The organism is Micromonospora sp. NPDC005205 (genome assembly GCF_040608275.1).
Lineage (GTDB): Bacteria > Actinomycetota > Actinomycetes > Mycobacteriales > Micromonosporaceae > Micromonospora.
In genome coordinates, this window is record NZ_JBEXHV010000026.1 from 1 (window position 1) to 26,156 (window position 26,156).

Consider the following 26,156-nt stretch of genomic DNA (forward strand, 5'->3'; position numbering starts at 1 on the left):
CGGCAACGGGGTGACCCGGGGGGTTTGGCCAGCCCGCTACCTGGGGGGCTGCGTGGGCGGCGGGGCGGCGGGGGGGGCCCCCCGGGCCGGCCCCCCCGGCGCGGCCCCGCCCCCTCGCCCGTAGCCGGGCGACGGGACACCCACCGCGCCGATCTTGCGCTTAATGCGCCGACACAGGGGACATTTCACGCATCCCGGCGACAGGAAACGCAAGATCGGCGCGGTGGTGTGGTGCAGGGCAGGGTGGGGTCAGGTCAGGTCAGGGGTACGCGGGCCACTCCGGGACCGGTCAGGCTGCCCAGCCAGAGGTGGTCGCCGTGTTGGCGTACTCCGGTGATCATCGAGTAGTGCCCGTTCGGGCCGTGCAGCGTCCGGCGGACGGTTCCCGCGTCGTCGACCAGCGCGACCAGCCCGTAGCGGCGTGGCTGCGGCTGCATCGCGTCGGGCAGCAGGGCGGCGATCTGGCGCAGGCGCGGATGGGGCAGCAGCCGTTCGGCGATCGGCACCCGAGGGCTGGGCAGCGCGATCCAGTACGTCCCATCACCCACCGAGGCGAGATTGTCCGGGTACGCGGGCAGGTCGGCGAGGACCCGCACACCGCCGCCGAGCTCGACCCGCAGCAGACGGTGGGTGCTGGTCTCCACCAGCATCAGCGCCGACTCGTCCGGGGTCAGCGCGATCCCGTTGGGAAAGTACAGCCCATCGGTCACCACCTCGGTGCGGCCGGTGCCCGGATGGTGGGCCAGCACCCGCCCGTTGGGACGGTGCTCCAGCAGGTCCCGCTTCCAGTGCGAGACCGGAAACCGGTCGGAGCTGTCGGTGAAGTAGATGGTGCCGTCACGGCTCACCGTCGCGTTGTTGGCCAGGTGCACCGGGGGTGCCGTTCCGGTCAGTTCGCGTACCCCGCCGTCCGGGGTGACCCGCAGCAACCCGCGGTACGCGTCGCAGACCACCAGGGCCTCACCGGACGGGTCCAGCTCGATGCCGAGCGGACGGCCCCCGGTCTCGGCCAGCAGGTGGGGTGTGGTGCCGGCCCGCGCGTCGACCGGCCACCACCAGAGCCGACCGTCCTCGTCGCCACTGATCACCCGCCCGGCGCCGTCGACCAGCACGTCCTCGGGGCCGACGGCGCCCGCGGGGAGGGGGAGTAACTCGGCCTCGTCCAGCCGGCGGTCGATGGGGGCCCATGCCCCGGCCAGCGCCGGAGGGCTGGTCGCCGGCTCGCGGACGGGGCGGATCAGCCGGGGCGGCCGGGGCCGGGGGATCAGCATCGACCTATTCTCCACCCGGATGCCGGCCGGCCCCCGGGTTCCGAGCCCGCGCGGCGCGCCGCGAGAGGCCCCTGACTCCACCCCGAGGAGGAGGTGGGGTACCTCGGGGTATGCCCCTGGGCGTACCCGGAATCACTCCGCCGAGGGGCGAAAGTGTCGGTGGTGGGGGCTAGATTTCTGGGCATGGAAGAGCACAGCGACCGGCTGGACGTGCAGGTCAGCGTGGGTGACCGGATGGTCCTCGTGCGGGTGGCCGGCGAGATCGACATCGCCACCGTGGCCGCGTTCCGGTCCGCGCTGTGGTCCGCGCCGCCCCGCCCGGTCCTTCAACTGGACCTGTCCGGGCTGCGGCTGCTCTCCGCCACCGGCGTTCGCACGCTGCTCGCGGCGCATCTGCGCGTGCGGGCCTGCGGTGGCGAGCTGGTCCTGGTCGACCCGAGCCCGGTGGTGGCGCGGGTGCTGCGCGTCAGCGGGCTGCACCGCGTGATGCCGATTCTGGAGCTGACCTCGCCGATCGAGGCCGCGCGTCGCCCGGTGATCGCCACCACGGACCTGCAACTGGCCGCCTGATCCCGATCGACGAGGTCGGCCGTCACTGTCTCAGCCGGGCACGGGGCCGCCGGCGCTTGCCGGCGACCCCGACAGTCGGTCAGCTCACGCCGAGCAGGTCGACGACGAAGACCAGCGTCTCGCCCGGCTTGATGACGCCGCCGGCACCCCGGTCGCCGTACCCCAGGTGCGGCGGAATGGTCAGGCGGCGGCGACCGCCGACGCGCATGCCGGCGACGCCCTGGTCCCAGCCGGCGATGACCTGACCGCCGCCGAGCGGAAAGTCGAACGCCTCGCCCCGGTTCCAGGACGAGTCGAACTCGCCGCCCGTGGAGTGCGACACGCCCACGTAGTGCACGCTGACCAGTTGGCCCGGCTCGGCCTGCGGGCCGTCGCCAACGGCGATGTCCTCGATCACGAGGTCGGCCGGCGGTGCACCCTCGATCGGACCAACCTCGGGCTTGCCCGACTGGGCACCTGCTGCCTGGGTCATGCGGGGATCTCCTGCCGTGTTGGGTGATGTGTCCGGTCACCGTCGATCCTGCCGGATCACCCCTCACCGATGTGCGGCGGACCCGCAACCTGCTCCGCAGCCCCGTCCGTCGGTCGAGCACCGTCGTCCCGCTGGCGCTGCGGGCACGGCCGGTGGAACGACGCCGTGGCGGGCGTCACCGATGCTGGTGACGCCCGCTGAGGGGGGTGTGCGGAGTTCACCGCAGCCAGGGTGTCCGCTGGACGATCGGCAGCGTCGCCCACACCCGGCCCAGGCCCCAGGTGTCGCCGGCGTTGACCAGCGCCAGGACCGCCAGCACCGCCGCGTAGATCAGGTGGTCATCCATGAAGGGGTTGTTCTCCGGAGGCAGGACGGCGGTCCACATCATGACGAGCAGCAGCCCACCGGCCACGGCGGCGACCCGCATGCCGATGCCGAGCAGCAGCGCGACACCGATCCCGGCCAGGCCGATCATGAAGAGCCAGTCCGCCCAGGCGGCACCGGCGATCCCGGTGTAGAGATCCTTGAACGGGCCGGTCACGCCGAAGGTCAGGAATCCCTTGGTGGGGCTGCCCCCGTTGATCCAGGCGTTCTTCGACTCGGTGGCCATCCCGAAACCGAACACCTTGTCGATGAAGGCCCAGAGGAAGATCCAGCCCAGTGCCAGCCGGGTGCCGGCCAGGATGTACCGGACGGCCCGCTCGTGAGCGGTGCCGGCCTTCGCAACGGTGTTCTCGGCGGTGACCCGCTCGGTCGTCGCGACCATGGTCTCCACGTCCCTTCTCAGCTTCGCACCGCGCTTCCCGGTGGCATCTCCAGTGGACGCCCACGGCGTTCCCGGCGGCAGGGCCGACAGACCGCACCTGCTCGGGACGTTCGACCCCCTCCGGTCCGGTCCGGCGGCCCTGACGACCATCGGCGCTCGGTCGTAGCGTCCGAGATGGACCACGAGAGGGAGGCCGTGATGAGGACCTGGCAGGTGGGGGACGTGATGACCCGGGAGGTCGAGACCGTGGTGGCCGAGACCCCGTACCGGGAGATCGTCGATGTGCTGTTGCGCCGCGGGGTCAGCGCGGTGCCGGTGATCGACGATTTCCGCCGAGTGCTGGGGGTGGTGTCCGAGGCCGATCTGCTGCACCGGGTCGAACGCGCCGGTGAGCCGGCGCTGCGACGGGTCTTCGAGAGCCGCCGTCGGCGTGGCGCGCGGAGCAAGGGTGCGGCCCTGCTGGCCGGCGACCTGATGACCGCGCCGGCGGTCACCACCGATCCGGATGCGCCGCTGTCCGCCGCAGCCCGCGTGATGGACCGAGAGCAGATCAAGCGGCTGCCCGTGGTGGACGACCTCGGCCGGTTGATCGGCATCGTCGGTCGTGCCGACCTGCTGCGGGTGCACCTGCGGTCGGACGCCGAGATTCGTGAGGACGTGGTGCAGGAGGTGCTTCGCCGGGTGCTCGCCGTGCGGGACGGACTGGTCACGGTCGAGGTCCGCCACGGTGACGTGACGCTTGCCGGTCGGCTGGACCGCCGCTCCGCCGTCGACCTCGCCGGTCGGCTCGCGGCGCAGGTCAGTGGCGTGGTGCGCGTGACAAACGCGATCGCCTACGACGCCGACGACACGGTCACCGACCCTGGCCAGGTGATGCCGGTCGCCTGAGGGCGGCTCCCCGACCGCCCGGAGCCTCAGCCGCCGCCCGCACTGCATCGTATGGGCCCGACCCGACTTCGTTCGACCGCCCGATGCCGGGTCGGGCGTTCACCTAGGCTCGAAAAGGGCCGGCCGGCCTGGTCGACGGGCGGTGCGCGGTGGTCGATGCGGAGGGCGTCGGTGGCTGAGGCGACGGTCGCGGTCCCGCTGTGGGCCTGGGCGGCGGTCGGCACGGTGATCGCGGTGCTGCTCGCCGTGGATGTGTTCCTGCACCGGGACAACCACGTCATCGAGCTCCGCGAGGCGTTGCTGTGGAGCGCAGTCTGGATCGGCGCGGGTCTGCTGTTCGGGTTGGTCGTGTGGTGGGGCCTCGGCGGCGACCCGGCCATCGCGTACTTCTCCGGCTACCTGCTGGAGAAGGCGCTCTCGGTGGACAACGTGTTCGTCTTCGCGCTGCTCTTCGGCTACTTCCAGGTGCCGTCGGGCTACCAGCACAAGGTGCTGTTCTGGGGTGTCGTGGGGGCGCTCGTCTTCCGGCTGCTGTTCATCTTCGCCGGTGCCGAGTTGCTGGACCGGCTCGCCTGGGCCGGGTTCGTGCTGGGCGCGTTCCTGATCTGGACCGGCTGGCGGCTGGCCGTACGCGGAAAGCCGGACGTCAACCCGGAACGCAACGTGGTGGTCCGGCTGTTCCGGCGGCTGGTGCCCACCGACGCCCACTACCACGGCGACCGGTTCACCGCCCGGGTTGCCGGCCGACGGGTGGCGACGTTGCTGCTGGTCGCGCTCGTCGCCATCGAGGCCACCGACGTGGTCTTCGCCATCGACTCGGTGGCGGCGATCCTTGCCATCACCACGAACACCTTCCTGGTCTGGACGGCCACCGCGTTCGCCGTACTGGGGCTGCGCAGCCTCTACTTCTGCCTCGCCGGCCTGCTGCGACACTTCGGCTACCTGCGGTACGGGTTGGCGCTGCTACTGGCCTTCGCCGGGCTGAAGCTGATCCTCGCCGAGACGCCGGTGGGCAAGCTGCCGGTCTGGTTGACCCTCGCCGTGGTGCTGCTGACCCTGGCGGTTTCCATCGGCGCCAGCACCCTGGCCGCCCGCCGCCGAACCGACGCCTGAGCCGCCGAACCGACGCCTGAGCCGCCGGGCCGCTGGCTGAGCCGACGGGTAGTGCCCCGACCGCCCGGTGGCGGCGGAGGTCAGCCGGCCAGCACCGGCCGGGACAGCTGGTCGGCGAGCAGCGCGGGCGCCTCGGCCAGGGACGGGCCGTACCAGGTGAGGTGCCGCCCGGAGAGCAGAGCGCACGGTACGCCGGGGAACGCCTCGGGCCCGTCGTCGGCGGTGAACCGGTACGGCTCGTCGGGCAGCACCACCAGGTCGGGCTCCCGCTCGCGTAGCTCGGTGAGGGTCGGGCGGGGATAGCGCTCGGGGTGCTCCTCGTAGGCGTTCGACACGCCGAGGCGGCGCAGCACGTCACCGGCGAACGTGTCGCCGCCGAGCACCACCCACGGTCGACGCCAGACCGGCACCACAGCGCTGCGGGTCGCCGTCAGCGGGGGTGGAGTGGCCCACGCCCGCCGGGCGGCCCGCAGCCAGTCCGGCTCCGTCGGCGCACCCAGCTCGGTCAGCAGGTCGCCCAGCTCCGTCAACGCGCCAGGAACGGTCCGTGGATAGGTGACCCGTACCGGCACGCCGGCCGCCCGTAGCGCCTCCGCGTCGGCCCGGCGGTTCTCCTCGACGTTGAGCAGCACCAGGTCCGGCCGCAGCGCGCGCACCCGGTCCAGATCGGGGTACTTGCTGCCACCGACCCGGGCCACGTCGAGCCCGACCGGGTGGCTGCACCAGTCGGTGGCCCCGACCAGTGCTCCCGGCAGGGTCAGCGCCACCGCCTCGGTCAGGGACGGCACCAGCGACACCACCCGCACCCGCGTACCTCCGTTCGCCGCCGACACCGATCATGCCCCCTCGGCCGACGTCGGGTTAGGGGTGGCCGGGCTCGATGCGGGCGGTCACGTCGAGGTGCGCGGGCTGGCAGTCGGTCGTCGCCGCGAATCGGCGGACCGCCGCGCGAACGTGCTCGCGTACGCCGGCGGTCGGCGCGTCGGCGGTGAGGTCCACCCGGATCCACACGTCGGGGTGCGGTGGCGCGCCGGTGAGCACCACCCGGGCCCGGCGTACGCCGGGGTTGCCGGTCAGGTCGCGTACCAGCGCGTCGGCGAGGACGTCGGTGGCCAGCCGGGTCCGGCCCGGCCGGCGTCCAGGGTGGCTCAGGGTGCCGCGCAGCGTGCCGTCCGGGCCCCGCAACTCACGGGTCAGCAGGCGCTGCCCGGCCAGTGCGAGCAGGGCTGCGGCGGCGGCCGCGGCCAGGCCGCTCCACGGCGCGGCCCTCCGCAACCGCTCGACCAGCTCGGCGCTGAGCAGCGCCGCCGCCGGGTCGGCGCCGGGCAACGTGCCGAGGCTGGCCGTCAGCGCCGCCGCGCCGCCCGCGACCAGCAGCAGCGCGATGATGGTCCACAGCAGCCGGTGCCCGGCGTTGGTCACGCCGGCCGTCGCCGGGGCAGCAGCCGGACGTCGATCCGGGCGGGGCGGGGTGCGGTGAGGTGACGCAACTCCTGGTGCACGGCGAACTCGATCTCCGCCCGGGCCGCCGGGTCGCCGGTCGCGCGGACCCGGGGGCGCCACTGACCGCCGCGCCGTCGGACCCGGACGCGGGCACGGCGGACGCCCGGCACCGCGCTGGCGGCGTCAGCGAGCCGCCGTTCCACGCAGCGCCGGTGCAGGTACCAGCAGTCGTGCTCGTCGGCGCGCAGGCGGGCCGGTGTCCAGCGGCGCAGTTGGGCGACGAGAATGGCCAGGCCCAGCAGGAGAGCCCCGCCGGCCACGGCCCGGACGGTGGGGTCGCGCCACCGGGTGCCGCTCAGCGCGTCGAGCCAGCCGCTGGTGTCGAGCGGTGTCGGTCGGTGCAGGGTGAGCAGCAACGCCTGGACGGCCGCCGCCGCGCCACCGAGAAGCAGCGCGGTGGCCAGCAGCAACGAGGCGACCCGGTTGGCGGTGCGCATCTCAGCCGTCCTCCGGTGTGGCGGTGCCGACGCCGGAGGAGTCGACGCCGGGGACGAGCAGGTCGTCAACGGTGACTGTCACCACCGCCACGCTGAGCCCGGTCTGGGCGGTCACCCGGTCGGTGACCACCGCCCGGACCGTTTCGGCGATCGTCGGCACGCTGTGCCCGTACCAGGTGATCAGGTGCAGGTCGAGTCCGACGGACCGGTCATCCAGACGGACCGCCGCCGGGCGGACGACGGACACGCCCGGCACGAGGCTGGCCGCCTGCACCGCGATCCGTGCGACGTCCGCCGTGTCGCCAGGGCGGCGTTCCGGACCGGCCGTCCCGGCGGCCAGTCCGGTGTTGGGGTTCGTCCCCGCGGACGGGCGGGTGGTCATCGCCGCCGCCGAGTGTCGGCGCGGCGGTCGCCGAGACCGGTCATCGCGAGGTCGCCGTCGAGCACCCGGACGACCAGCCAGCCGAGTAGACCGGCGAGCACGGCGAGGGCGGTCACGCCGATGCCGGCGAGCGCCCAGACCGCCACGGCGAGGAACCCGGCGAGGAAGCCGAACTGCTGTCGCGACATGCTCACCTCCGGGCCGGTCCGGTACCGGCGGTCGCTGGATACACCCGGCGGCCATCCCTGGAACGTCAACGCTGCTGTGATCCGCGTCACATGAGAAGTCGGTGGTCCATGATCGACCACCTAGACTCGGCCCGGCTCGACCGACCGGCGGATGGATCAGGCAGATGACGAGCATCGGGAGCGACGACCGCGGTTGGCTGCGGGCGATGCCCGCCGAGGCGGGGCGCGACGCGCTGCCCAGTCGCGCCGGCCATCGGGTCCTGGCGGCACGCCGGCTCACTGACCTGCTCCAGGGCCGCCCGCCCGGCGTCACGGGCAGCCAGTGGACCTCGGCGAGCCGCGCCAGCCTCGACTTCGTGGTCTACGCCGCCGACACCGGCCATCTGGTCGTCGCCGTACAGATCGGCCCCGTTCCGTCTCCCGGCTCGGCGCAGCAGCGCGTGGAGCGCCTCACGGACGCGGTGGGCGCGGCCGCCGGCCTGCCCACTCTGCGGATCGGGTCGCCCACCTTGAGCGCCGTCGAGCATGGCCGCCGCCTGGTCGAGTACGTGATCGACGCGCGCGCCTACGCCGCGGGCGGGGCCACCGCCGCCGGGACCGAACCGGCGCCGGTGGGCTTCCGGGACATCCTGGGCCGGCTGCCGGACGGGCGTACGGGGCCCGTGAACGACCTCGGCGCGCTGACCCGTGTGGCGGCGGTCGAGGCGTACGTGGCCGGGCAGGTGGCCGACCCGATCGTGCGAGGGCTGCACGTCCGCTGGGTGGACGGGCCGGCACAGGGGTGGAGTTGGGTGCAGGTACGCCCCGACGCGTGCCTCATCGAGCAGGTCTCGGTGACCGAACACCGTTTCTCCTGCGGCATCGACGCAGCCCGGCTGGCCGAGGATCTCGCCGCCGTCGCCGTGGGGGAACGACTGCGAGAGAACGCCGTCGCCGACCTGCTGTCGCGCGCCGAGTGGACCGCCCAGATCGCCGCGCTGAGCCAGCGCCGCCACGAACTGGTCGGCGGGTTCGCCTTCGACCACCTCTGCGCCGACTGACCAGCGCCCGTTTCACCTGCTGATCCCTGCTCCGCACCGGCTCCGTGTCGGGTCGCGGCAATTTCCTGTGCGTCTGTTGAACCTTCCCGGCCGCCGCCCCGTACTCCTGCGCGAATGAACAGGATCTCCCCATCCGCGTCCACCGGGCGCGGGAGACGGTGCGGAAAGGGCATCGTCGGCCATCGACGCATTACCGGGTAGGTCACGGTGGGTCGCCACCGCGGCGTGCCACCTCACATCCGTCGGTCCGCCGAGGGCAGAAATCCACTACCGGATCGAGAAGGAGAGCAATTCGATGCGCAGGTCCACTCGGGCGCGCCGGCCTTCCGGCAACGCACGGAGCAAGCGTCTGCTGGCAGTTGTCGGCACGCTCGCGGTCTTCGGCGGAGTTGTCGCCGTGACTCAGATTTCGTCGGCCCAGGACCGGCGGACAAATAAGCCGCGTCCGGCTTCCGGGCAGTGCGTGGAGCCGAGCCCTGGCGCGACCGCGCCGACCGGTGGCGGCTCGACCAGCCGAACCTGGCAGAACGGTCGGTGGGTGCGTAATCACTGGGGTGACGGACAGCAGTCGGTCCCCGAGTGCGAGGACGGCAAGGACGGCACCGTGGGCACCGGCACGGCCATCGCCTGTCCGGACGTGGCGGCGAAACTGCCGCAGGTCCCGAACCGGGCTCGGGCCGAGGTGGACCGCAACCTCGCCCAGTTGCAGGCCCAGATCGCCGAGGCGGACCGGCGGCTCGCCGCCGAGGGCAACAAGGGTGAGGCGTTCATCCGCAACGCGATCCTCCAGCCGTTGGCCGGCAAGCGCCGCGCCGTGCTGGACCGGATCACGACCGCCATCGACCGGGCCGGACCCCGGCCGCAGGGCCTCGCGCAGCTCGCCGAGTGCCAGGTGCAGCCCACCGGTGGAACGGGCGGCAACAACGGCGGCGGCACCACTCCCACCACCACCCCCGGCGGTGGCAACAACGGTGGCGGGAACAACGGCGGTGGCAACAACGGCGGCGGGAACAACGGCGGTGGCACCGAGCCCGGCGCCGGGCTCGGCGTGCTCGCCAACGACTGCGACGAGAGCCGGCTCCAGCCGCACGACGGTTTCCAGAACGGCAACCGCTGCGTGAGCACCGAATTCGGTGAGGTCGGCGCGGCGGCCAACAACCCGTCGCTGCTGATCACCCAGTTCCCCGACCAGGTCGGCCAGAACCAGCCCTTCACCCTGCGGGTCAGCACCCGCAACCTGGTCCGGGACCGCTTCCTGGCCGCCGGTCAGGGTGGTTACTACGTGGAGAGCTCGCTCCTCAACGACCAGGGCCTGGTCCGCGGTCACTTCCACACCGCGTGCCGGATGCTGGACAGCCTGACCGCTCCGCCGGAGCCGCAGGAGGTGCCCGCGTTCTTCGTCGCGACCGAGGACGGCCGCGGCGGCGCCCAGCCCGACGAGGTGACGATCCAGATTCCGGGCCTGCCGGAGTCCGGTACCGCCCAGTGCTCCGTCTGGGCCGGTGACGGCTCGCACCGCCTGCCGATGATGGAGCGGGCCAACCAGACCCCCGCCTTCGACTCGGTGCGCATCGACGTCAACTGACCTGATGTACCGGCGGCGGCCGGCCACCCGGGGCGACGACCCGGGTGGCCGGCCGCCGCTTCGAGTGCCCGGACAAACGACGGGGCCCCGCCGTTTCCGGCGGGGCCCCGTCGAGTCGCGTCAGCGGCTCTTGTACGCCTCGACGACCTCAACCGGGATCCGGCCGCGCTCGGAAATCTTGTAGCCGTTCTTGACGGCCCATTCCCGGATGGCCCGGTTCTGCTCCCGATCCATTCCCGCGCCGGCGGGTCGCCCCGGCCGCCGGACCGAACGGGCGCTCTCCACCGGGCCGCGCCCGATCCGCCGACCCGCATTGATGTACGGATCGAGCGCCTTGCGCAGGACGCCGGCATTCTCGTCGGAGACGTCGATCGTGTAGGCCACGCCGTCGAGACTGAACTCAACCGTCCGGTCGGCCTTCCCACCGTCGAGGTCGTCGGTCAGGACCGTGATTACTTTTCTCGCCATTGCCGATTACTCCCTGTGTGCGGCGGGATGTGTCCAAAGTCTGACCTATCACCCCGGTAATCCGCAACAATATGCCTTCCATTCATTCGGCGCGTCGCGATTCCGTTACCGAGCAAAACCATGAATCGCTTCGGTCGCGAGGCTTCATTCCCCGAGGATGCCGCTGTGACCGGCGATGGCAGCCGCCTCGGCCCGGTTCGAGACCCGCAACTTGCGCAGCAGCGCGGCGGTCATCCGTTTCACCGTCCGTTCGGAGACGTGCAGTTCTTCGGCGATGTCGACGGTGTTGCGGCCGGCGGCGATCGCCCGCAGCAGCCGCCGTTCCTCGCCGTCCAGGTCGACGGGCGCGGGGCGGGTGGGCCCCAGCAGCATGGCCCGCAGCAGTTCGGCCGGCAGCACCGCCCAGCCGTCGAGGATCGCCAGCAGTGGGGGCAGCAGCTCCTCCGGTTCGCTGGTCTTGGGCAGGAACCCCTCGGCACCTGCCCGCAGGGCCTCCACCGCTGGCCCGGCGTCGGCTGAACCGGACATCGCGACCACCCGTACCCGTGGGGTGGTCCGCCGGATCGCGGCCACCGCCCGGATGCCGCCGGGCGGTGGCATGTGCAGGTCGACCAGGGCCAGGTCGGGGCGGCACCTGCTGACCAGGGCCGCCGCCGCGGCGGCGTCGCCGGTCGAGGCGGCCACCTCGACGCGGCCGTCGGTGGTGATCGGGAGCAGCAACTCCAGGCCGCGGACGAAAAGGGGGTGATCGTCCACGACGACGAGTCGCAAGGTGGAGGCTCCCGGCATGTCTGCGCCGTTCCCCAGCGGGTACCGATCATGCGGGTTCGCACCGAACGAGAGGACTCGGGTGGATGCGCGTACGGCACGGTTTGCGGGACCTGCTGCGAGGGTTGCGCCCCATTGCGCCGACACCGGGCGAGAAACGACCGACGGCGGCCGATTCGGAGCTGCTGCTGCGGGTGCTGTGCCACGAGTTCCGGACGCCGATCAGCACCCTGACCTCGCTGACCCGCGCGTTGGCCGACGAGCGTCGGGAGCTGACCGGGGACGACCGGCGGGCACTCACTGCGCTGGCCCGCGACCAGGCCGCCCACCTGCAGAGCCTGCTGCGAGACGCGACCGCCGGGACCGGTGTGCTGACGCCGACTCCGCAGCCGGAGCCGGCCGTCGCGCTGGCGGGCATCCTGCGGGAGGCCGCGGCGCTGGTGCCGCTCGCCCGTCGGCGGGCGCGAGCCACCCGGGAGGCGGCCTCCTGCCCGGTGCCGGCCGGACGAACCCGACAGGTACTGGTCAACCTGGTGCAGAACGCGTTGCGGCACGGGCCGCCGGACGGGCAGGTCGGGCTCTACGCCACGGTGCGCGGCCCCAGCCTGAGCATCCTGGTCACCGACGAGGGTCGGGTCGACGACGCGCTGCTGGTCGCGCTGCGGCGTCCGGCACCGGCCGTCGGGATGTCCGGCCTGGGCCTGTGGATCGCGCGGCAGCTCGTCGCGACGGACGGGGGAGCGTTGCGGGCGCACCGGCTACGGCCGCGTGGAGTGGCGTTGGAGGTGCTGCTGCCGATGGCCCGCCCGGTGCGCTGACCCGGCCGGGACACCGGTTGGCCCGCTCGGGTCATCGGGGCGGGAACGGCCTCGCTACCTGTTTCCGGTACCGAGGAGGTTGGATGTTCAGCCACGTCAAGGATCTGCAGTTCGAAGCCAAGCCGGACGGCCCGGATGCGGCGTTCGCCCGCCGGTTGCAGGAGGTGCTGGGCGGCAAGTGGGGCGAGATGACGGTCGCCAACCAGTATCTCTTCCAGGGTTGGAACTGCCGACTGCCCGGCAAGTACAAGGACCTGCTGCTCGACGTCGGCACGGAGGAGATGGGCCACGTCGAGATGATCGTGACGATGATCACCCGGCTGTTGGACAACGCGCCGCTGTCACTGACCGAGGGGATCGCGGAGGATCCCGGAGGTGCCGCGACCTACGCCGGTGAGAATCCGGCGCACTTCATCCACGGCGGAGGTGGCGCCCTGCCCACCGACTCCAACGGGGTGCCATGGAACGGCGCGTTCATCACCGCCAGCGGCAACCTGTTGGCCGATTTCCAGCTCAACGTCACCGCCGAGGCGCAGGGTCGGCTCCAGGTCGCCCGGTTGTTCCACATGACCGACGATCCGGGCGTCAAGCAGATGCTGCGCTTTCTGCTGGCCCGCGACACGATGCACCAGAACATGTGGCTGGCGGCCATCGAGCAGCTCAAGGAGGACGGCCTGGAGGAGATGCCGGTGCCGGAGGCGTTTCCTGACTCGGGCGAGTTCACCGAGGAGTACGGCTACACCTACCTGGGATTCTCCTCGGGCACCGACGCCGCCCAGGGGCGCTGGGCGTCCGGGCCCTCGCCGGACGGCAAGGGCGAGTTCCGGTACGACGACAACCCGCGGGCGAACGCGCCGGAACCGGTGCTGCCCCCGGGTGACCCTCGTCTGTACGGCACCAACCCGGGGGTGGCCGGCTCGGTGGTGAACACTGTGAAGAGCAAGCTCACCTGAGGTGCCCGTCGGGTCGCCCACCGGTCCCGGGCGACTCGACGGACCGGGCACGAAAGTGGCCTGGGTCACAGGTCGGAACAAGGGGCACGCTTTGTTACTTGAGTGAGACACGCTCAACTAACGCGAGGTGTTCGATGGCAACTCTTCCGGTACTGCCCCTGACCGACGCCGTGCTGCTGCCCGGCATGGTCATCCCGGTGACCCTCGACCCCACCACCCAGGCCGCGATCGACGCGGCGCGGGCGACCGGCGACCGCAAGCTGCTGGCCGTGCCACGCATCGACGGCGAGTACGGCCCGGTGGGCGTGGTCGCCACCATCGAGAAGGTCGGCCGCCTGCCCGAGGGCGAGCCCGCCGCCGTCATCCGTGGCCTGTCCCGGGCCCGGATCGGTTCCGGCGTGCCCGGCCCCGGCGCCGCCCTCTGGGTCGAGGCGACCGAACTCGACGAACCCGCCCACGCCGGTCGGGCCCGCGAACTCGCCCGTGAGTACCGCGCCCTGGTGACCTCCGTGCTTCAGCAGCGGGGCGCCTGGCAGGTCATCGACGCGGTGGAGCGGATGACCGACCTCTCCGAGCTGGCCGACTCGGCCGGTTACGCGCCCTGGCTGACGCTGGAGCAGAAGACCGAGCTGCTCGCCGCGCCGGACGTCACCGCCCGGCTGGAGCTGCTGGTCGGCTGGGTGAAGGACTACCTGGCCGAGCAGGAGGTCACCGAGCAGATCAACAGTGACGTCCGCGAGGGGCTGGAGAAGTCCCAGCGCGAGTTCCTGCTGCGCCAGCAGCTCGCCGCGATCCGCAAGGAGCTGGGCGAGGACGAGCCGGACGGCTCCGCCGACTACCGGTCCCGCGTCGAGTCCGCCGAGCTGCCGGAGAAGGTCCGCGAGGCGGCCATGCGCGAGGTCGGCAAGCTGGAGCGGGCCAGCGACGCCTCCCCGGAGGCAGGCTGGATCCGTACCTGGCTGGACACCGTGCTCGAGATGCCCTGGGGAACGCGTACCGACGACAACACCGACCTGACCGCGGCCCGCGCGGTGCTCGACGCCGACCACGCCGGCCTGGCCGACGTCAAGGACCGCATCCTGGAGTACCTGGCCGTGCGCAACCGGCGCGCCGAGCGCAACCTCGGTGTGGTGGGCGGTCGCGGCTCCGGCGCGGTGCTCGCCCTCGCCGGTCCTCCTGGAGTGGGTAAGACCAGCCTCGGCGAGTCCGTGGCGCGGGCGCTCGGGCGTAACTTCGTCCGGGTCTCGCTCGGTGGCGTCCGCGACGAGGCGGAGATCCGCGGGCACCGGCGCACCTACGTGGGGGCGCTGCCCGGTCGGATCGTCCGCGCGCTGCGCGAGGCTGGTTCGATGAACCCCGTCGTGCTCCTCGACGAGGTGGACAAGCTGGCCGCCGGCTACGCCGGTGACCCGGCCGCCGCCCTGCTGGAGGTGCTCGACCCGGCCCAGAACCACACCTTCCGGGACCACTACCTGGAGGTCGACCTCGACCTGTCCGACGTGCTCTTCCTGGCCACCGCCAACGTGGTGGAGTCCATCCCCGGCCCCCTGCTGGACCGGATGGAGCTGGTCACCCTGGACGGGTACACCGAGGACGAGAAGGTCTCCATCGCCCGTGACCACCTGCTGCCCCGGCAGCGGGAGCGGGCCGGGCTGACCGCCGACGAGGTGGAGATCGCCGACGAGGCGTTGGCGCTGATCGCGGGGGAGTACACCCGAGAGGCCGGGGTCCGGCAGCTCGAACGTGGCCTCGCCAAGATCCTGCGCAAGGTGGCGGTGACGCTGGCGACCGACCCGTCGCCGGTACGCGTCGACACCGACAACCTCACCCGCTACCTGGGGCGGCCGAAGTTCACCCCGGAGTCGGCCGAGCGCACCGCGGTGCCCGGCGTGGCAACCGGCCTCGCCGTCACCGGCGCCGGCGGGGACGTGCTCTTCATCGAGGCGACCAGCATGGAGGGCGAGCCGGGGCTGACCCTGACCGGCCAGCTCGGTGACGTGATGAAGGAGTCGGCGCAGATCGCGCTCTCCTACCTGCGCTCCAACGGGCGGCGGTTCGGCATCGACCCGAACGCTCTCGCGGGACGCCGGATCCACGTCCACTTCCCGGCGGGCGCGGTGCCCAAGGACGGTCCGAGCGCCGGCATCACCATGGTCACGGCCCTGGCGTCGCTGGTTACCGGCCGCCCGGTCCGTCCCGAGTTCGGGATGACCGGTGAGGTGACGCTCTCCGGTCGGGTGCTTCCGATCGGTGGGGTGAAGCAGAAGCTGCTCGCCGCGCACCGGGCCGGCCTCACCGAGGTGATCATCCCGGCGCGCAACGAGCCCGACCTGGACGACCTGCCGACCGAGGTGCGCGAGGCGCTGACCGTGCACACCCTGGCCGACGTGGCCGACGTGCTCGCCCTGGCGCTGCGCCCGGCCGACGTGAAGACGCTTGACGGGCCGGCGCTCTTCGCGGTCTGACGCTCCGACGATCCGGGCCCCCGCCGTCTTGCGACGGCGGGGGCCCTTTCGGTACGCGGGGAGGTCTACTGTCTCGTCTGCACCGTCAACCACCTCTCCGCCGCGAGGCGGCCCCTGGAGGAACCCCCCGTGAACGTGGTGCTCTGGATCATTCAGTTCCTGCTCGCCGCTGTCTTCGCCGGCGCCGGGCTGGCCAAGCTGAGCCAGCCCAAGGAGAAGTTGCGCGACGTGATGCGGTGGGTGGACCCCGTCCCACCGTCGCAGGTCAAGTCGCTCGGCGCGGTCGAGCTGCTGGCCGCCGTCGGGCTCGTGCTGCCCGCTGCCACCGGCATCGCCACAGTGCTCACCCCGCTCGCCGCCGTCGGGCTGGTCATCGTCATGATCGGCGGCCTCCTGGTGCACCTGCGCGCCGGCAAGCAGGAGACCACCCAGCAGGGGCGTCGCACCGAGATCCAGGGCGCGGTCACCTGCGCGGTGCTGCTCGTCCTCGCCGCCGTGGTGGCCTGGGGCCGTTTCGGCCCGTACGCCCTCTGATCCGCGTCGGCGAGCACGCGACAATGCACAGTAGAGTCTGCCCGCCGCTCGAGGTGGCACTCAACGGGGGAGAGGCATGGAACCGATCGTGAGCGCACCTGGTGCGGTGCCGCCGGCAGCGCCACAACGGTCAGATCCACCGAGCCGACGGTTGGGACGGCGGGTGCTCTTCGCCGGGGGCGCGGGCGCCGCGGTGGCGACCACGGTGGCCACCCTCGCCGGTGCCGAACAGGCGGGATCGCCGCCCGTCACGACCGTGCGGGAGGCCCCGCTCAGCCTCCGGGACCCCCGGGTCGGTTGCCGGCTCGACGGCAGTGACGAGTCGGACAAGGTCACCACGGCGCTGAACCTGCTGCCGGCCGGTGGCGGGGAGATCTTCCAACCGGTGGGCGCGCTCGGTCTCGGATCGGAGGTCCGCTTTCCGACGAGTGTGACCTGGACCGGCGAGAACATCGGCGCCGCGATCATCCAGCCGGCCCCGGGCTACACCGGTCGTCTGGTCTCGAGCGGTAAGTACAACCAGATCTCCAACGTGCACTTCTACGGCATGCGGACCTCCAACGTGCTGTTGACCGTCCGCGGCCCCCGGTCGACCTTCCACCACCTGCACCTCGGCAACTCGGGCAGCCACGCGATCGAGTTCCTCGGCAAGGACGCGGACACCAGCGCCCACGCCAACAAGATCACCGATATCAACATCGAGGACTGCCTCGGCGTCGGCATCCTCGTGAACAAGGTCGCGTACGACAACGAGTTCCTCAACGTCTGGGTCGGTGAGTGCCAGACCGGGATACGGCTGCTGGACAGCGCCTGCTTCTTCGACAACCTGCATGTGTGGGGTTGCCGGGGCAACGGAGTGGAACTGCGCGAACCCGCCCACCGGAACATCTTCCAGAACGTCTACCTGGAGTCGAACGGCACGAGTGGCACCGGCAGCGGCGCCGACCTGCGGCAGGTCTGGGGGACCCAGTTCATCGGCGGCCGGTTGTGGCGCAACGCCACCAACGGCATCGAGGTCTCCTCATCCGGACGTACCCGGATCATGGGGCTCGACATCCACGACAACGGCGCGAACGGGATTCTCGGCCGCGACGCCGACCTGTGCCAGGTGATCGGCAACCAGTTCTACGACGACGCGACGCCCCGCCGCCAGGACCGACCGATCGTGACGGTCGGCACCAGCAACAACTGGATCGTCACCAACAACGTGATGCGGGCGTACGACCACCGCTCCGGTGGCGCGTCGCTGGTCGGGGCCAACAACGTCGTAAACGGCAACATCGGCTGACAGCGGCGGGGCGGCGGGTGCCCATGTTTCTCCCGCCGCCTCGCCGGGCCGGGTCGTCGGCGACCGTCGTACTCCGGCGGTCGCCGACCGCGTTCTCAGCGCTCGTCGCCGCCGCGGTCGCGGCGCACTGTGGCCTTGCGGCCCTTGATCGTGCTGGAGCGCAAGCCGGAGATGACCTCGTCGGCCACCCCCTGCGGCACCTCCACCAGTGAGAAGCGGTCGGCGATCTCGATCGAGCCGATGTCCCGGCCGCGGATGCCGGTCTCCCCGGTGATCGCGCCGACCAGATCCTGCGGGCGCACCCCGGCGCGTCGACCCAGGCCGACGAAGACCTGCACGGTGTTGCCGCCGCCGGAGCGGGGCCGGCCCCCGCCGCGCCGGTCGCCGCCCCGGCCGCCGGCCTCCGGTCGGCCCTCGCGCGACCCACGGACCGGAGCCTGCGGGATCTCCTCCTCGTCGTCGGAGCCCGGCGACGTCACCTCGTGGGCCAGCTTCACGGCGGCGAGGGCGACCTCCATCAGGTCGAACTCGTCGGTCAGCGTCTCCACGATCACCCGGAACGGGTCGAGGTCGTCCTCCAGCAGGCTCTCCCGCATGGCCGCCTGGGTCAGCTCCAGCCGCCGGGTACGCATGTCGGCCACGGTGGGAATCTTGTCGATGGTGATCCGCTGGCCGGTCACCCGCTCGATGGTCTTGAGCATCCGGTGCTCACGTGGCTCGGCGAGGGTGATCGCCACGCCCTCGCGGCCAGCCCGACCCACCCGACCGATCCGGTGCACGTACGACTCCGGGGCGGACGGCACGTCGTAGTTGACCACGTGGGTCAACTGCTCGACGTCCAGCCCACGCGCCGCCACGTCGGTGGCCACCAGCAGGTCCGCGGTGCCCGCCCGCAGCCGGCCCATGACCCGGTCGCGCTGCTCCTGGCTCATGCCACCGTGCAGCGCCTCGGAGCGGTAGCCCCGGCCGTTCATCGTCTCGGTCAACCGGTCGACCTCTTCCCGGCTGCGGCAGAACACGATCGCCGCCGTCGGGGACTCCACGTCCAACACCCGACCCAGCGCGGCCGGCTTGTGCGCCCGGGTCACGATGTACGCGCTCTGCCGCACCCGGGGCGCCTCACCGGCGATCTGCTGCTCCCGGCCGATCTCGATCCGCACCGGTTCGCGCAGGTGCTGGCGGGCCATCCCGTCGATGCGCGACGGCATGGTGGCCGAGAAGAGCACCGTCTGACGCTGCGCCGGAGCGTGCTCCAGGATCGCCTCGATGTCCTCGGCGAAGCCCATGTCGAGCATCTCGTCGGCCTCGTCGAGCACCACCGTGGCCAAGCCACCGAGGCGCAGGGTGCCCCGGGCGATGTGGTCGAGGGCCCGCCCCGGGGTGGCCACCACCACGTCGACCCCCATGTCCAGGGCCCGCAGCTGCCGCCCGATCGGCTGCCCACCGTAGATCGGCAGCACCCGCGCGCCGAGGTCCTTGCCGTAGCGGTGGAACGCCTCGGAGACCTGCACCGCCAGCTCCCGGGTCGGCACCAGCACCAGCGCCACCGGGTCGCCGCCCTGGCGGTGCGCCGTCATGAGGTTCAGCAGCGGCAGCGCGAAGGCGGCCGTCTTGCCGGTGCCGGTGGCTGCCTGGCCGAGCAGGTCCCGACCCTCCAGCAGCGGTGGGATAGCCTCCCGCTGGATGGGGGTCGGCTCCTCGTACCCGAGGGCGGCGAGCGCGCCCAGCAGTTCGGGGCGCAGGCCGAGGTCGGTGAAGGCGCTCACCTCGTCGGTGCCGTCGAGGGTGGCGTCGATCGGTGCTTCGTGCTGTGCAGGTGCGGAACTCATGCGCCAAGCTTTTCATCACGCCGTCCGGGCCGTTGCGGCGACCGCCACAAGAGCTGTCTCAGGGCTCGTGCTGCGGCTGTTCCACGAACCCACCGGCGGCCTCGATCAGGCGTCGGTGGTCAGGATGGCCAGCACCATCACCGCGGCGAGGGCCACGTCGAGCACCACGCAGAACTCGGCGTAGCCGCGCGGCACCACCCGGCGGTTGCGGTGGTGCACGATGTCCCAGCCGGCGTGCGCCAACCATCCGAGCGCCACCAGCCAGGCGGCAGTCCGCCCACCGGCCAGCACCGCGACCAGCGTCAGGGCGACCCAGATGGCCAGACCGGCGAGTTGGGTGGCGAGCACGCCCCGTCCGCCCAGCGTGCGGCGGGCCGCGCCGATCAGCAGGTAGCCGCCGGGCAGCACCAGCATCGTCCACGGGCTGAGCACGGTCGGATCGACCCACATGTCCACCGTCAGCAGCAGCGCCAGCCCGCTCGGCCAGTGGCGGGCGAGCGCCACCACGGCCGGATGCCGGCGGATCGGCACCGGCGCCTCGTGCCGATGACGCACCGCCACCAGAACCATGGCCGGCACCATCAGCAGGTGACCGCCGAGCATCAGGGCATCGGCATCCAGCAGGCCCGCCCACCACGGCACGAGCAGCAGCAGGAACGGCACGTACATCGCGGCGGCCATCTCGGCGACCCCACGCCAGTGGTGCGCCCGGTAGCGCATCCACACCGTCATTCCGACGGTCATGTTCGTGGCCATCACCAGTGCGGCGACGTCCGGCCGGGCCAGCGCATCGGAGACTCCCAGGGCGGCGCCGGGCAGCTCCCACAACGGCCCGAGCAGCAGCATCCCGGCGACCATCGCCAGCGCCATCTCGCCCAGGTGCCACAGCAGCCGCCGCGTGCTGCTGGTCGGGGCCGAGGTAGTCGGGGCGGCGGTGGTCGGCGTCGGGTCCGAGGGCGCCGGGTCGGCGGTGGGCAGGGGCGTGGGCGACGGTACGGCGGTGACGCTGTCCGCGTACATCCTGGTGTTTTCCATGTCTCGACCCTGCCGGTGTCCCCGGTGCGGCCGGCAGACCTCTTCGTCACGGAAAAACCGTGCGGACCGCACGGCCCGACCGTGACAGTTCGCATGGGTGGACCATGCGCCGGGCGGTCCTAGGATCGGTGCGTGGCGAGCGAGGCGGTGACTACCCGGGCGGACCGGCGGCTGCGTCGCGCCCGACGGGCGACGCTGGTGTCGCTGGCCACCGGCGTGTGGGCGAGCGTCCTGCTGCCGGCGGTCGGCCTGACCCGCGAGCCCGACCGGGGCCGGGTGACGCTCGGCGCGGTCGGCATCCTCGCCTTCGTGATCGCCCAGACCGTCGTCCTGTACGCGGCCGTGACGCCGTGGCTCGACCCGCGCTGGCGGCGTCGGGCCGAGCTGAGCCTGATCGGGGTGGCGGTGCTGACCGTTCCGCTGGTGGGCCCGGTGGCGGCCGGCAGGTGGCCGACCTGGGCCTGGCTCGGCGCGGCGCTGATCGGCATGACGCCGCTGCTGGTGCGGTGGCGGGCCGCGCTGGCGGTCGCGGTCGGCGTCCTGGCGGTGTCGGTCGCGGTGGCCTGGTGGACCGGCGGGTCCGTTGCGCGTCACCTCGCCGTGACCGGCGCAATCGGCGCGGCGGTCGCCGCCGTCAACGGGTTCCAGGTCTGGTTCTGGGACCTGCTCGTGGAGGCCCGGCAGGGCCAGGCCGCCCAGGCCCGGCTTGCCGCCGCCGAGGAACGGCTGCGCTTCGCCCGCGACGTGCACGACGTCCTGGGGCACCACCTCACGGTGATCGCGTTGAAGGCCGAACTCGCCGCCCGGCTCGCACCGGTCGACCCGGAACGGGCCGGGCGGGAGGCCGCCGAGGTGCAACGGTTGGCCGCCTCCGCGCTGGGCGAGGTACGCGAGACCGTGCACGGCTATCGGGCCGTCGACCTCGACGAACAGCTCGCCGCGGTGGTGGGGGTGCTGCGTTCCTGCGGGGTGCGGTGCACGGTTGCGCCACTGCCGGCGGACCTGCCGCAGCCCGCCGCCATCGAGCTGGCGGCGGTGCTGCGCGAGGCGAGCACCAACGTGCTGCGGCACAGCCGGGCCGACTGGTGCCGGATCCGCATCGATCGGGAGGATGACGTGGCCAGGATGACGGTGGCCAACGACGGCGCCGACGACCGCGGCCCGGACGCGCACAGCCACGGCCTGCGCGGGCTGGCCGACCGGCTCGCCGCCGCCGGGGGCGAGTTGCGGGTACGCCGGGAGGACGCGATCTTCACCCTCGAAGCCACAGTGCCGGCGCCGTCGTGATCCGCGTCCTGCTCGCCGACGACGAGGATCTGATCCGGGTCGCCGTCGCCGCGCTGCTCGCCCTGGAACCGGACATCGAGGTGGTGGCACACGCCGCCGACGGGAAGACAGCCGTCACCGCGGCGCTGGCGCACCGCCCGGACGTGGCAGTGGTGGACCTGGAGATGCCGGGCCTGGACGGCATCGCGGTAGCCGCCGAGCTGACCCGGGTCCGACCGGAGTGCGCGGTGGTCGTGCTGACCGGGCACGGTCGTCCCGGGCACCTGCGCCAGGCGCTGACCGCCGGCGCCCGTGGGTTCCTGCCCAAGGGCTCGCCGGGTGGGGCGCTCGCCGACGTGATCCGCCGGGTGCACGCCGGAGGGCGCTACGTCGACCCGACGCTGGCCGCCGACGCGTTGACCCTGCCCCCGTGCCCGCTGACCCCTCGGGAACTGGAGACGCTGCGGCTGGTGGAGGTCGGCGCCCCGGTCGCGGTGATCGCCCGTCGGGTGCACCTGTCCACTGGCACCGTGCGCAACCACCTCTCCGCCGCCGTGCAGAAGCTCGGCGCCGCCGACCGGGCCGAGGCCGTCCGCACCGCCCGGGACAACGGCTGGCTCTGACCGGCGACACCGGCGGCGTGCGCTGGCCTTCTGGTGGATCTGGTACAACACCAACCTGGCCACCGACAGCCTCGACTGCGAACGACCCACAGTGCAGATTCTGATCATCTGCGTGATGCTCGGCAGTCTGCTGATGTCCATCAACGTTCCGGACGCCTTCGGTGACCAGGGCTTCGTCTTCGTGGGCGCGTACCTCGGGATCCACCTCGGCCGGACCCTGGTCATGGCCCTCTACCTGCGCGGCACTCCGGCCTGGCGTCGGCCGGTACGGGGACTCGTCTGGTATTCGATGTCCGCGACGGTCTGGTTCGCCGGGGCGGCGGTCAGCGGCGGCGAAGCACGAGTCCTGCTGTGGGCATTCGCGCTGGCGATCGACTACTCGGCGCCGCTCCTGGGATGGCCGGTGCCGTGGCTCGGCCGGGCGCGGGCCAACGAGTGGCACCTCTCGGGCGAACACCTCAACGAGCGGTACCGGCGCCGGCAACGCAGTGGCGATCCTGGTCGGGCCGCTGACCTTCCTCATCGGGCAGATGATCTTCGAGATCTGGGTGTTCGGCCGCCTGACGCGGCACTGCCTCGCGGCCGTGGTGGCACGCCTGATCCTGAGCCCGGTCGCGGCGCGACTCCCGCCGCTGTCGGTGGGCTTGTTGGGCGCGGCCACCATCACCGTCGTCGCCATCTTCGACCTGACCCACCGTGCCCGGGTCGCGGGTGAGGTCAACCCGGTGTCGGCCGGGGACGCTCCCCGCCGTCACCCTGCCTTACGGGTGTGGCTCGGTTCCAATCTGTGGGGGTGGCGCGAACCGTCCGGCTAGCGTGGGCGCGTGCGTACGGTGGAACTGGTCTGCTCGCCCGGCCTGGAGGTTGCGGTCCGGGCGGTCTGGGGCCGCCTGGCCGCCGCCGGGCTACCCAGCCTGGCCCGCAACATCCACCCCACCAACCGGCCGCACCTCACTCTCGCCGCCGTCGACGAGTTCCCGCCGGGGGTCGAGCACCGCCTGGCCGAGCTGTTCGACGCCGCCCTGCCGGTGCCGGTGACGCTCGACCGGGTCGTCGTCCTGGACGGCAGCGCGCCACTGGTCTGGCTCGTCCGACCCACGCGGGCGCTGACCGCGCTGCACGCCGCCGTCTGGGAGGTTCTCGCCGATGCCGACGGACACCGCCCGTGGCACTCGCCCGACGCGTGGGTGCCGCACCTGAGCCTGGCCCTGCGGTTCCGCGACGCCGACCTGCGGTTGGCGCGTGCCGTGGCCGGTGGGCAGCGCCCGACGGGCGACTTCGACGCCGCCCGCAGTTACGACGGCACGGACCGCTCGGTGACCGCGCTGACCCGGCTCCGCTGAGGCAGCCGTCCGCTGAGGCCCCGACGTGCCGAAGTGGCATCGTGGCCGCTTTGAAGGAGGGGCAGCAGTCAGGCCGAGGCGGCCGTCGGAGCGTGTCGCCCCGACGGCCGCCGGCCCCATCCTGGTCAGTTGTCGCGCGGCTGCGGGATCTCCTGCCGGGTGAACGAGATGCCCGCCGCCGGGGCGGCCCGGGTGGCGAGCGACGCAGCCGACTCGTCGGTGTCGTAGAGCCGAACCGAGCCGTTGGCGGTCCGGCTCACGAAACCGAGTCGGATGCCGTTGGAGTTCTGGAAGACGAATGCCGTCGGGTCGGTCGGATAGGTCTCGTCCGGTACCGTCGCCGTGGCCCAGTCGCCCCAGGCGGTGGAGCCTGCGGCGGTCTGTCGGCTGTGCTGGATGGTGTCGTCGGTCGTCCGGGTGAACACCGAGACGCGGCCGGTGTTGGGGCTCAGGACGGCGGTCGGGGAGCCGACCGGCGTGATCCCGCTGGCTCCCACCGCGGTCCAGGTGCCGGGCCAGGTGCCGTCGATGTTCTGCAACTGGCTCTTGACCACTCCGTCCGTGTGGCGGGCGAACACCATCAGGCGACGGCCAGGCAGTGTCACCACGCTCGGCGTGTCCACGAAGCCCGTGCCACCCAGCCCCGTCCAGGCGGAGGTCAGCGCGCCACCCTTGTACGTGGCGGCCTGCAGGGTGCCGGCAGCGTTGGCCACCAGAAGTGTGGCGGTGCCGTCAGCGCCCGGCACGGCGACCGGCGTCCCGGTCAGGCCGGTGCCACCGAGCGGCGTCCACGGAAACAGATCGCCGGCCGTGCCGTCCTGCCGCCGGTGCCACAGAGCGCCCTCGGCGTCCAGGGCGAAGACCACGCGGGTGTCGTCGGAGAGCCGGACGGCGGTCGGCTCCGAGCGCATCGCCCCACCGAGGGCGAGCCACGGGTTCCAGTCCGGCATGGCCGGCGTCTTCTGGGTCAACGAACCCACGTTGCTGGTGGTCTCGTGGGCAACGATGGTGACCCGGTTCTGGGCGTCCGAGACCAGCGACGGCTTGCCCGTGTACGCCTCGGTGCCGGGCGCCGGTGACCACTGGATCGAATACAGCGAGTCCGGGTTCGCGCGTCCGTGCCGCAGTTGACCGATGTTGTCGGTGTAGGCGATCTCCAGGCTGCCGAGCGCGGTGCCGGCGGGCGGGGCCTGCACGACCGCCAACGGGGCGTTCTGCCGTGCCGGGGTGGCGGGCAGCGCGGGGCTGGTGATCGCCCCCTGCCGGCAGGTGTTGGTGGTGGTGAAGACGTTCGGGAAGCCCTCCCAGCCGTTGCCGATCTGGTCCGCGGTCAGTGCCCAGGACAGGTTGTCCTCGCGGAAGCGGTACTGGAACAGATCACCGTCGGCCTGAATGCCGAAGAGCGTGTCTCCGCCGGCGGAGAAGAGCCCCTTGGTGAACCCCTGCCAGTCGCTCGAACCGACCTGACGGTCCCGCAGGAGCCACCGCTGACTCGCCGGGTCGAACCGGTGTCGGTAGAGCTTGCCGTCGGACGTGCGGCCGTAGAGGACTCCGGGGGCACCGGCGACGATCAGGTTGTACCGGTCCCAGCCGGAATCGATGACGCGTGCGTCGATGGTCCATTTCCGCGTCGGCTCGTCGAACCGGTACCAGCGCAGTTTGCCCTGGGCGTCGACGGCGTAGAAGTCGCCGATCTGGTCCACAGTGATCTTGTTGCGGTAGGCGGCTGTCGCATAGTTCGTGAAGCTCGAACTGATGATCAGGTTCTGCTTGCCATCGATGGTCTCCCAGTTGCTGCCTGTCCATCGGTAGCGGTTCAGCCCGGTCGAGTTGATGCCGTAGACCCGGCCGTCCGGCCCGCCCAGCAGGCGGCCGAACGTCTGCCAGCCACTGGGGCCGATGGGGGTGGCGGCGGTGAACACGCCGCCGTCGCGGCCCGGGGTGCTGTACTGGCGGCGGGAGAGCGTGCCGGCCGTTGTCGAGTTGAAGAACGCCGCGGCCCCGGTGCAGCTGAAGGCGTCGGTGGCCGCCTGGGCGGGAGACGCCGGCAGCGGTGCCACGAGGCCGGCGGCGCCGATGAGCGCTGCGGCGGTCAACGCCAGCGACCGACGCCGGGAAGACGTCCGTGGTTTGGACTCTCTGGTTGACTGGGACACGTTTGTGTGATCCTCCCCCGAGAAGAATAAGAATGACCGTAGTGAATTGATAAGTCTGTGGTGATCGCCACATTCACAGACGCTCCACTGTGCGCGGTGAGTGATCCATCCGCCACGGTCGCGGCCCATCATGCACGACCGTGGGTCGCCTGCCAAGGCGGAAGCTCCGCCCGGTTCGTGGGCTCCGGAAACATCCACGATGGACATTCGGGGCGGGTCGGAGCAGGGAGTAAAGGGACTAAAGGCTCCAAATGGTCGAAGTCTTAACGGAAAGTAGTCTCCCCAGGTCGTAGCGCAAATGAGGAAGGTTGCCGCCACTGTGGCTTGACAGCCGATCGAGCGTGCTGCAACCTACAGCGGCATATCGATGAGTAGCAGCACACGGGGGTGTGAAG

General features: G+C 72.1%; 27 protein-coding genes and 1 pseudogene. 15 read left to right on the forward strand and 13 right to left on the reverse strand.

From position 1 onward, the window contains the following. Positions 1-254 precede the first annotated feature (254 nt). Positions 255-1,271, reverse strand: coding sequence for an SMP-30/gluconolactonase/LRE family protein (locus ABZU43_RS30320; RefSeq protein ID WP_355009817.1), 1,017 nt, complete (start codon positions 1,269-1,271; stop codon positions 255-257). Between the two features lie 183 nt (positions 1,272-1,454). On the opposite strand from ABZU43_RS30320, the gene ABZU43_RS30325 reads away from it, so the two are divergent. Beyond that, entirely contained in the window at positions 1,455-1,841 is a 387-nt protein-coding gene (locus ABZU43_RS30325) for an STAS domain-containing protein (RefSeq protein ID WP_355009818.1), read from the forward strand. 79 nt (positions 1,842-1,920) lie between these two features. Here the strand turns inward: ABZU43_RS30325 and ABZU43_RS30330 are convergent, their stop codons facing one another. Next, positions 1,921-2,313: an FKBP-type peptidyl-prolyl cis-trans isomerase gene (locus ABZU43_RS30330; protein WP_355009819.1), complete on the reverse strand. Its 393-nt coding sequence runs from the start codon at positions 2,311-2,313 to the stop codon at positions 1,921-1,923. A 217-nt stretch (positions 2,314-2,530) separates the two neighbouring features. After that, positions 2,531-3,088, reverse strand: coding sequence for a hypothetical protein (locus tag ABZU43_RS30335; RefSeq protein WP_355009820.1), 558 nt, complete (start codon positions 3,086-3,088; stop codon positions 2,531-2,533). A 189-nt stretch (positions 3,089-3,277) separates the two neighbouring features. Between ABZU43_RS30335 and ABZU43_RS30340 the strand changes: the two genes are divergently transcribed. Next, the gene (locus ABZU43_RS30340) at positions 3,278-3,967 is read left to right on the forward strand and encodes a CBS domain-containing protein (RefSeq protein ID WP_355009821.1); all 690 of its coding nucleotides are present in this window, start codon (positions 3,278-3,280) and stop codon (positions 3,965-3,967) included. A gap of 171 nt (positions 3,968-4,138) precedes the next feature. Continuing rightward, positions 4,139-5,080 carry a TerC/Alx family metal homeostasis membrane protein gene (locus tag ABZU43_RS30345; protein ID WP_355009822.1) on the forward strand — a complete coding sequence of 314 codons (942 nt, stop codon included), beginning with the start codon at positions 4,139-4,141 and terminating at the stop codon, positions 5,078-5,080. Between the two features lie 80 nt (positions 5,081-5,160). Here the strand turns inward: ABZU43_RS30345 and ABZU43_RS30350 are convergent, their stop codons facing one another. The 5 genes from ABZU43_RS30350 to ABZU43_RS30370 are packed head-to-tail and all read right to left on the reverse strand — an operon-like array spanning position 5,161 to position 7,590. Further along, complete coding sequence (locus ABZU43_RS30350; RefSeq protein WP_355009823.1) at positions 5,161-5,886, reverse strand: helical backbone metal receptor; 726 nt, start codon at positions 5,884-5,886, stop codon at positions 5,161-5,163. A gap of 55 nt (positions 5,887-5,941) precedes the next feature. After that, complete coding sequence (locus ABZU43_RS30355; protein ID WP_355009824.1) at positions 5,942-6,502, reverse strand: hypothetical protein; 561 nt, start codon at positions 6,500-6,502, stop codon at positions 5,942-5,944. After that, a complete protein-coding gene (locus ABZU43_RS30360; protein WP_355009825.1) occupies positions 6,499-7,020 on the reverse strand; it encodes a DUF6286 domain-containing protein in 522 nt (173 codons plus the stop codon). Before ABZU43_RS30360 ends, ABZU43_RS30355 begins: the two co-directional genes overlap by 4 nt. A gap of 1 nt (position 7,021) precedes the next feature. Next, positions 7,022-7,402 (reverse strand): Asp23/Gls24 family envelope stress response protein, encoded by a 381-nt coding sequence (locus ABZU43_RS30365; protein WP_355009826.1) that lies wholly within the window; start codon positions 7,400-7,402, stop codon positions 7,022-7,024. Beyond that, positions 7,399-7,590 (reverse strand): hypothetical protein, encoded by a 192-nt coding sequence (locus ABZU43_RS30370; protein WP_355009827.1) that lies wholly within the window; start codon positions 7,588-7,590, stop codon positions 7,399-7,401. Before ABZU43_RS30370 ends, ABZU43_RS30365 begins: the two co-directional genes overlap by 4 nt. Before the next feature lie 164 nt (positions 7,591-7,754). Here ABZU43_RS30370 and ABZU43_RS30375 point away from each other — a divergent pair, with 164 nt between their 5' ends. Next, positions 7,755-8,630, forward strand: coding sequence for a hypothetical protein (locus ABZU43_RS30375; protein WP_355009828.1), 876 nt, complete (start codon positions 7,755-7,757; stop codon positions 8,628-8,630). A gap of 295 nt (positions 8,631-8,925) precedes the next feature. Next, positions 8,926-10,215: a hypothetical protein gene (locus tag ABZU43_RS30380; protein WP_355009829.1), complete on the forward strand. Its 1,290-nt coding sequence runs from the start codon at positions 8,926-8,928 to the stop codon at positions 10,213-10,215. A gap of 120 nt (positions 10,216-10,335) precedes the next feature. Here the strand turns inward: ABZU43_RS30380 and ABZU43_RS30385 are convergent, their stop codons facing one another. Further along, complete coding sequence (locus tag ABZU43_RS30385; RefSeq protein ID WP_088989485.1) at positions 10,336-10,683, reverse strand: Lsr2 family protein; 348 nt, start codon at positions 10,681-10,683, stop codon at positions 10,336-10,338. A gap of 144 nt (positions 10,684-10,827) precedes the next feature. Beyond that, on the reverse strand, positions 10,828-11,439 hold the full coding sequence (locus ABZU43_RS30390) for a response regulator transcription factor (protein WP_355009830.1): 612 nt from the start codon (positions 11,437-11,439) through the stop codon (positions 10,828-10,830). Between the two features lie 98 nt (positions 11,440-11,537). On the opposite strand from ABZU43_RS30390, the gene ABZU43_RS30395 reads away from it, so the two are divergent. From ABZU43_RS30395 to ABZU43_RS30415, 5 genes are all read left to right on the forward strand, one after another. Further along, complete coding sequence (locus tag ABZU43_RS30395; protein ID WP_355009831.1) at positions 11,538-12,269, forward strand: HAMP domain-containing sensor histidine kinase; 732 nt, start codon at positions 11,538-11,540, stop codon at positions 12,267-12,269. An 83-nt stretch (positions 12,270-12,352) separates the two neighbouring features. Then, the gene (locus tag ABZU43_RS30400) at positions 12,353-13,222 is read left to right on the forward strand and encodes a manganese catalase family protein (protein ID WP_210784870.1); all 870 of its coding nucleotides are present in this window, start codon (positions 12,353-12,355) and stop codon (positions 13,220-13,222) included. Positions 13,223-13,356: 134 nt separating this feature from the next. Beyond that, entirely contained in the window at positions 13,357-15,687 is a 2,331-nt protein-coding gene (lon, locus tag ABZU43_RS30405) for an endopeptidase La (protein WP_355009832.1), read from the forward strand. Positions 15,688-15,816: 129 nt separating this feature from the next. Continuing rightward, positions 15,817-16,221 (forward strand): DoxX family protein, encoded by a 405-nt coding sequence (locus tag ABZU43_RS30410; protein ID WP_355009833.1) that lies wholly within the window; start codon positions 15,817-15,819, stop codon positions 16,219-16,221. Positions 16,222-16,309: 88 nt separating this feature from the next. Beyond that, on the forward strand, positions 16,310-17,509 hold the full coding sequence (locus tag ABZU43_RS30415; RefSeq protein ID WP_355009834.1) for a right-handed parallel beta-helix repeat-containing protein: 1,200 nt from the start codon (positions 16,310-16,312) through the stop codon (positions 17,507-17,509). A 95-nt stretch (positions 17,510-17,604) separates the two neighbouring features. On the opposite strand, the gene ABZU43_RS30420 is transcribed toward ABZU43_RS30415, so the two are convergent. Continuing rightward, complete coding sequence (locus ABZU43_RS30420; protein WP_355009835.1) at positions 17,605-19,338, reverse strand: DEAD/DEAH box helicase; 1,734 nt, start codon at positions 19,336-19,338, stop codon at positions 17,605-17,607. A 105-nt stretch (positions 19,339-19,443) separates the two neighbouring features. After that, positions 19,444-20,373 carry a hypothetical protein gene (locus ABZU43_RS30425; protein WP_355009836.1) on the reverse strand — a complete coding sequence of 310 codons (930 nt, stop codon included), beginning with the start codon at positions 20,371-20,373 and terminating at the stop codon, positions 19,444-19,446. Positions 20,374-20,505: 132 nt separating this feature from the next. Here ABZU43_RS30425 and ABZU43_RS30430 point away from each other — a divergent pair, with 132 nt between their 5' ends. From ABZU43_RS30430 to ABZU43_RS30450, 5 genes and pseudogenes are all read left to right on the forward strand, one after another. Beyond that, positions 20,506-21,660: a histidine kinase gene (locus tag ABZU43_RS30430; protein ID WP_355009837.1), complete on the forward strand. Its 1,155-nt coding sequence runs from the start codon at positions 20,506-20,508 to the stop codon at positions 21,658-21,660. Then, positions 21,657-22,262 (forward strand): response regulator transcription factor, encoded by a 606-nt coding sequence (locus ABZU43_RS30435; protein WP_355009838.1) that lies wholly within the window; start codon positions 21,657-21,659, stop codon positions 22,260-22,262. Before ABZU43_RS30430 ends, ABZU43_RS30435 begins: the two co-directional genes overlap by 4 nt. 22 nt (positions 22,263-22,284) lie before the next feature. Then, positions 22,285-22,725 (forward strand): annotated as a pseudogene (locus tag ABZU43_RS30440) (low temperature requirement protein A); the annotation flags it as partial. A 25-nt stretch (positions 22,726-22,750) separates the two neighbouring features. After that, positions 22,751-23,077 (forward strand): hypothetical protein, encoded by a 327-nt coding sequence (locus ABZU43_RS30445; protein ID WP_355009839.1) that lies wholly within the window; start codon positions 22,751-22,753, stop codon positions 23,075-23,077. A 9-nt stretch (positions 23,078-23,086) separates the two neighbouring features. Next, positions 23,087-23,605, forward strand: a complete 519-nt coding sequence (locus ABZU43_RS30450) for a 2'-5' RNA ligase family protein (RefSeq protein WP_355009840.1) — start codon at positions 23,087-23,089, stop codon at positions 23,603-23,605. Between the two features lie 125 nt (positions 23,606-23,730). Here the strand turns inward: ABZU43_RS30450 and ABZU43_RS30455 are convergent, their stop codons facing one another. Further along, a complete protein-coding gene (locus ABZU43_RS30455; protein ID WP_355009841.1) occupies positions 23,731-25,701 on the reverse strand; it encodes a tachylectin-related carbohydrate-binding protein in 1,971 nt (656 codons plus the stop codon). Between the last annotated feature and the right edge of the window lie 455 nt (positions 25,702-26,156).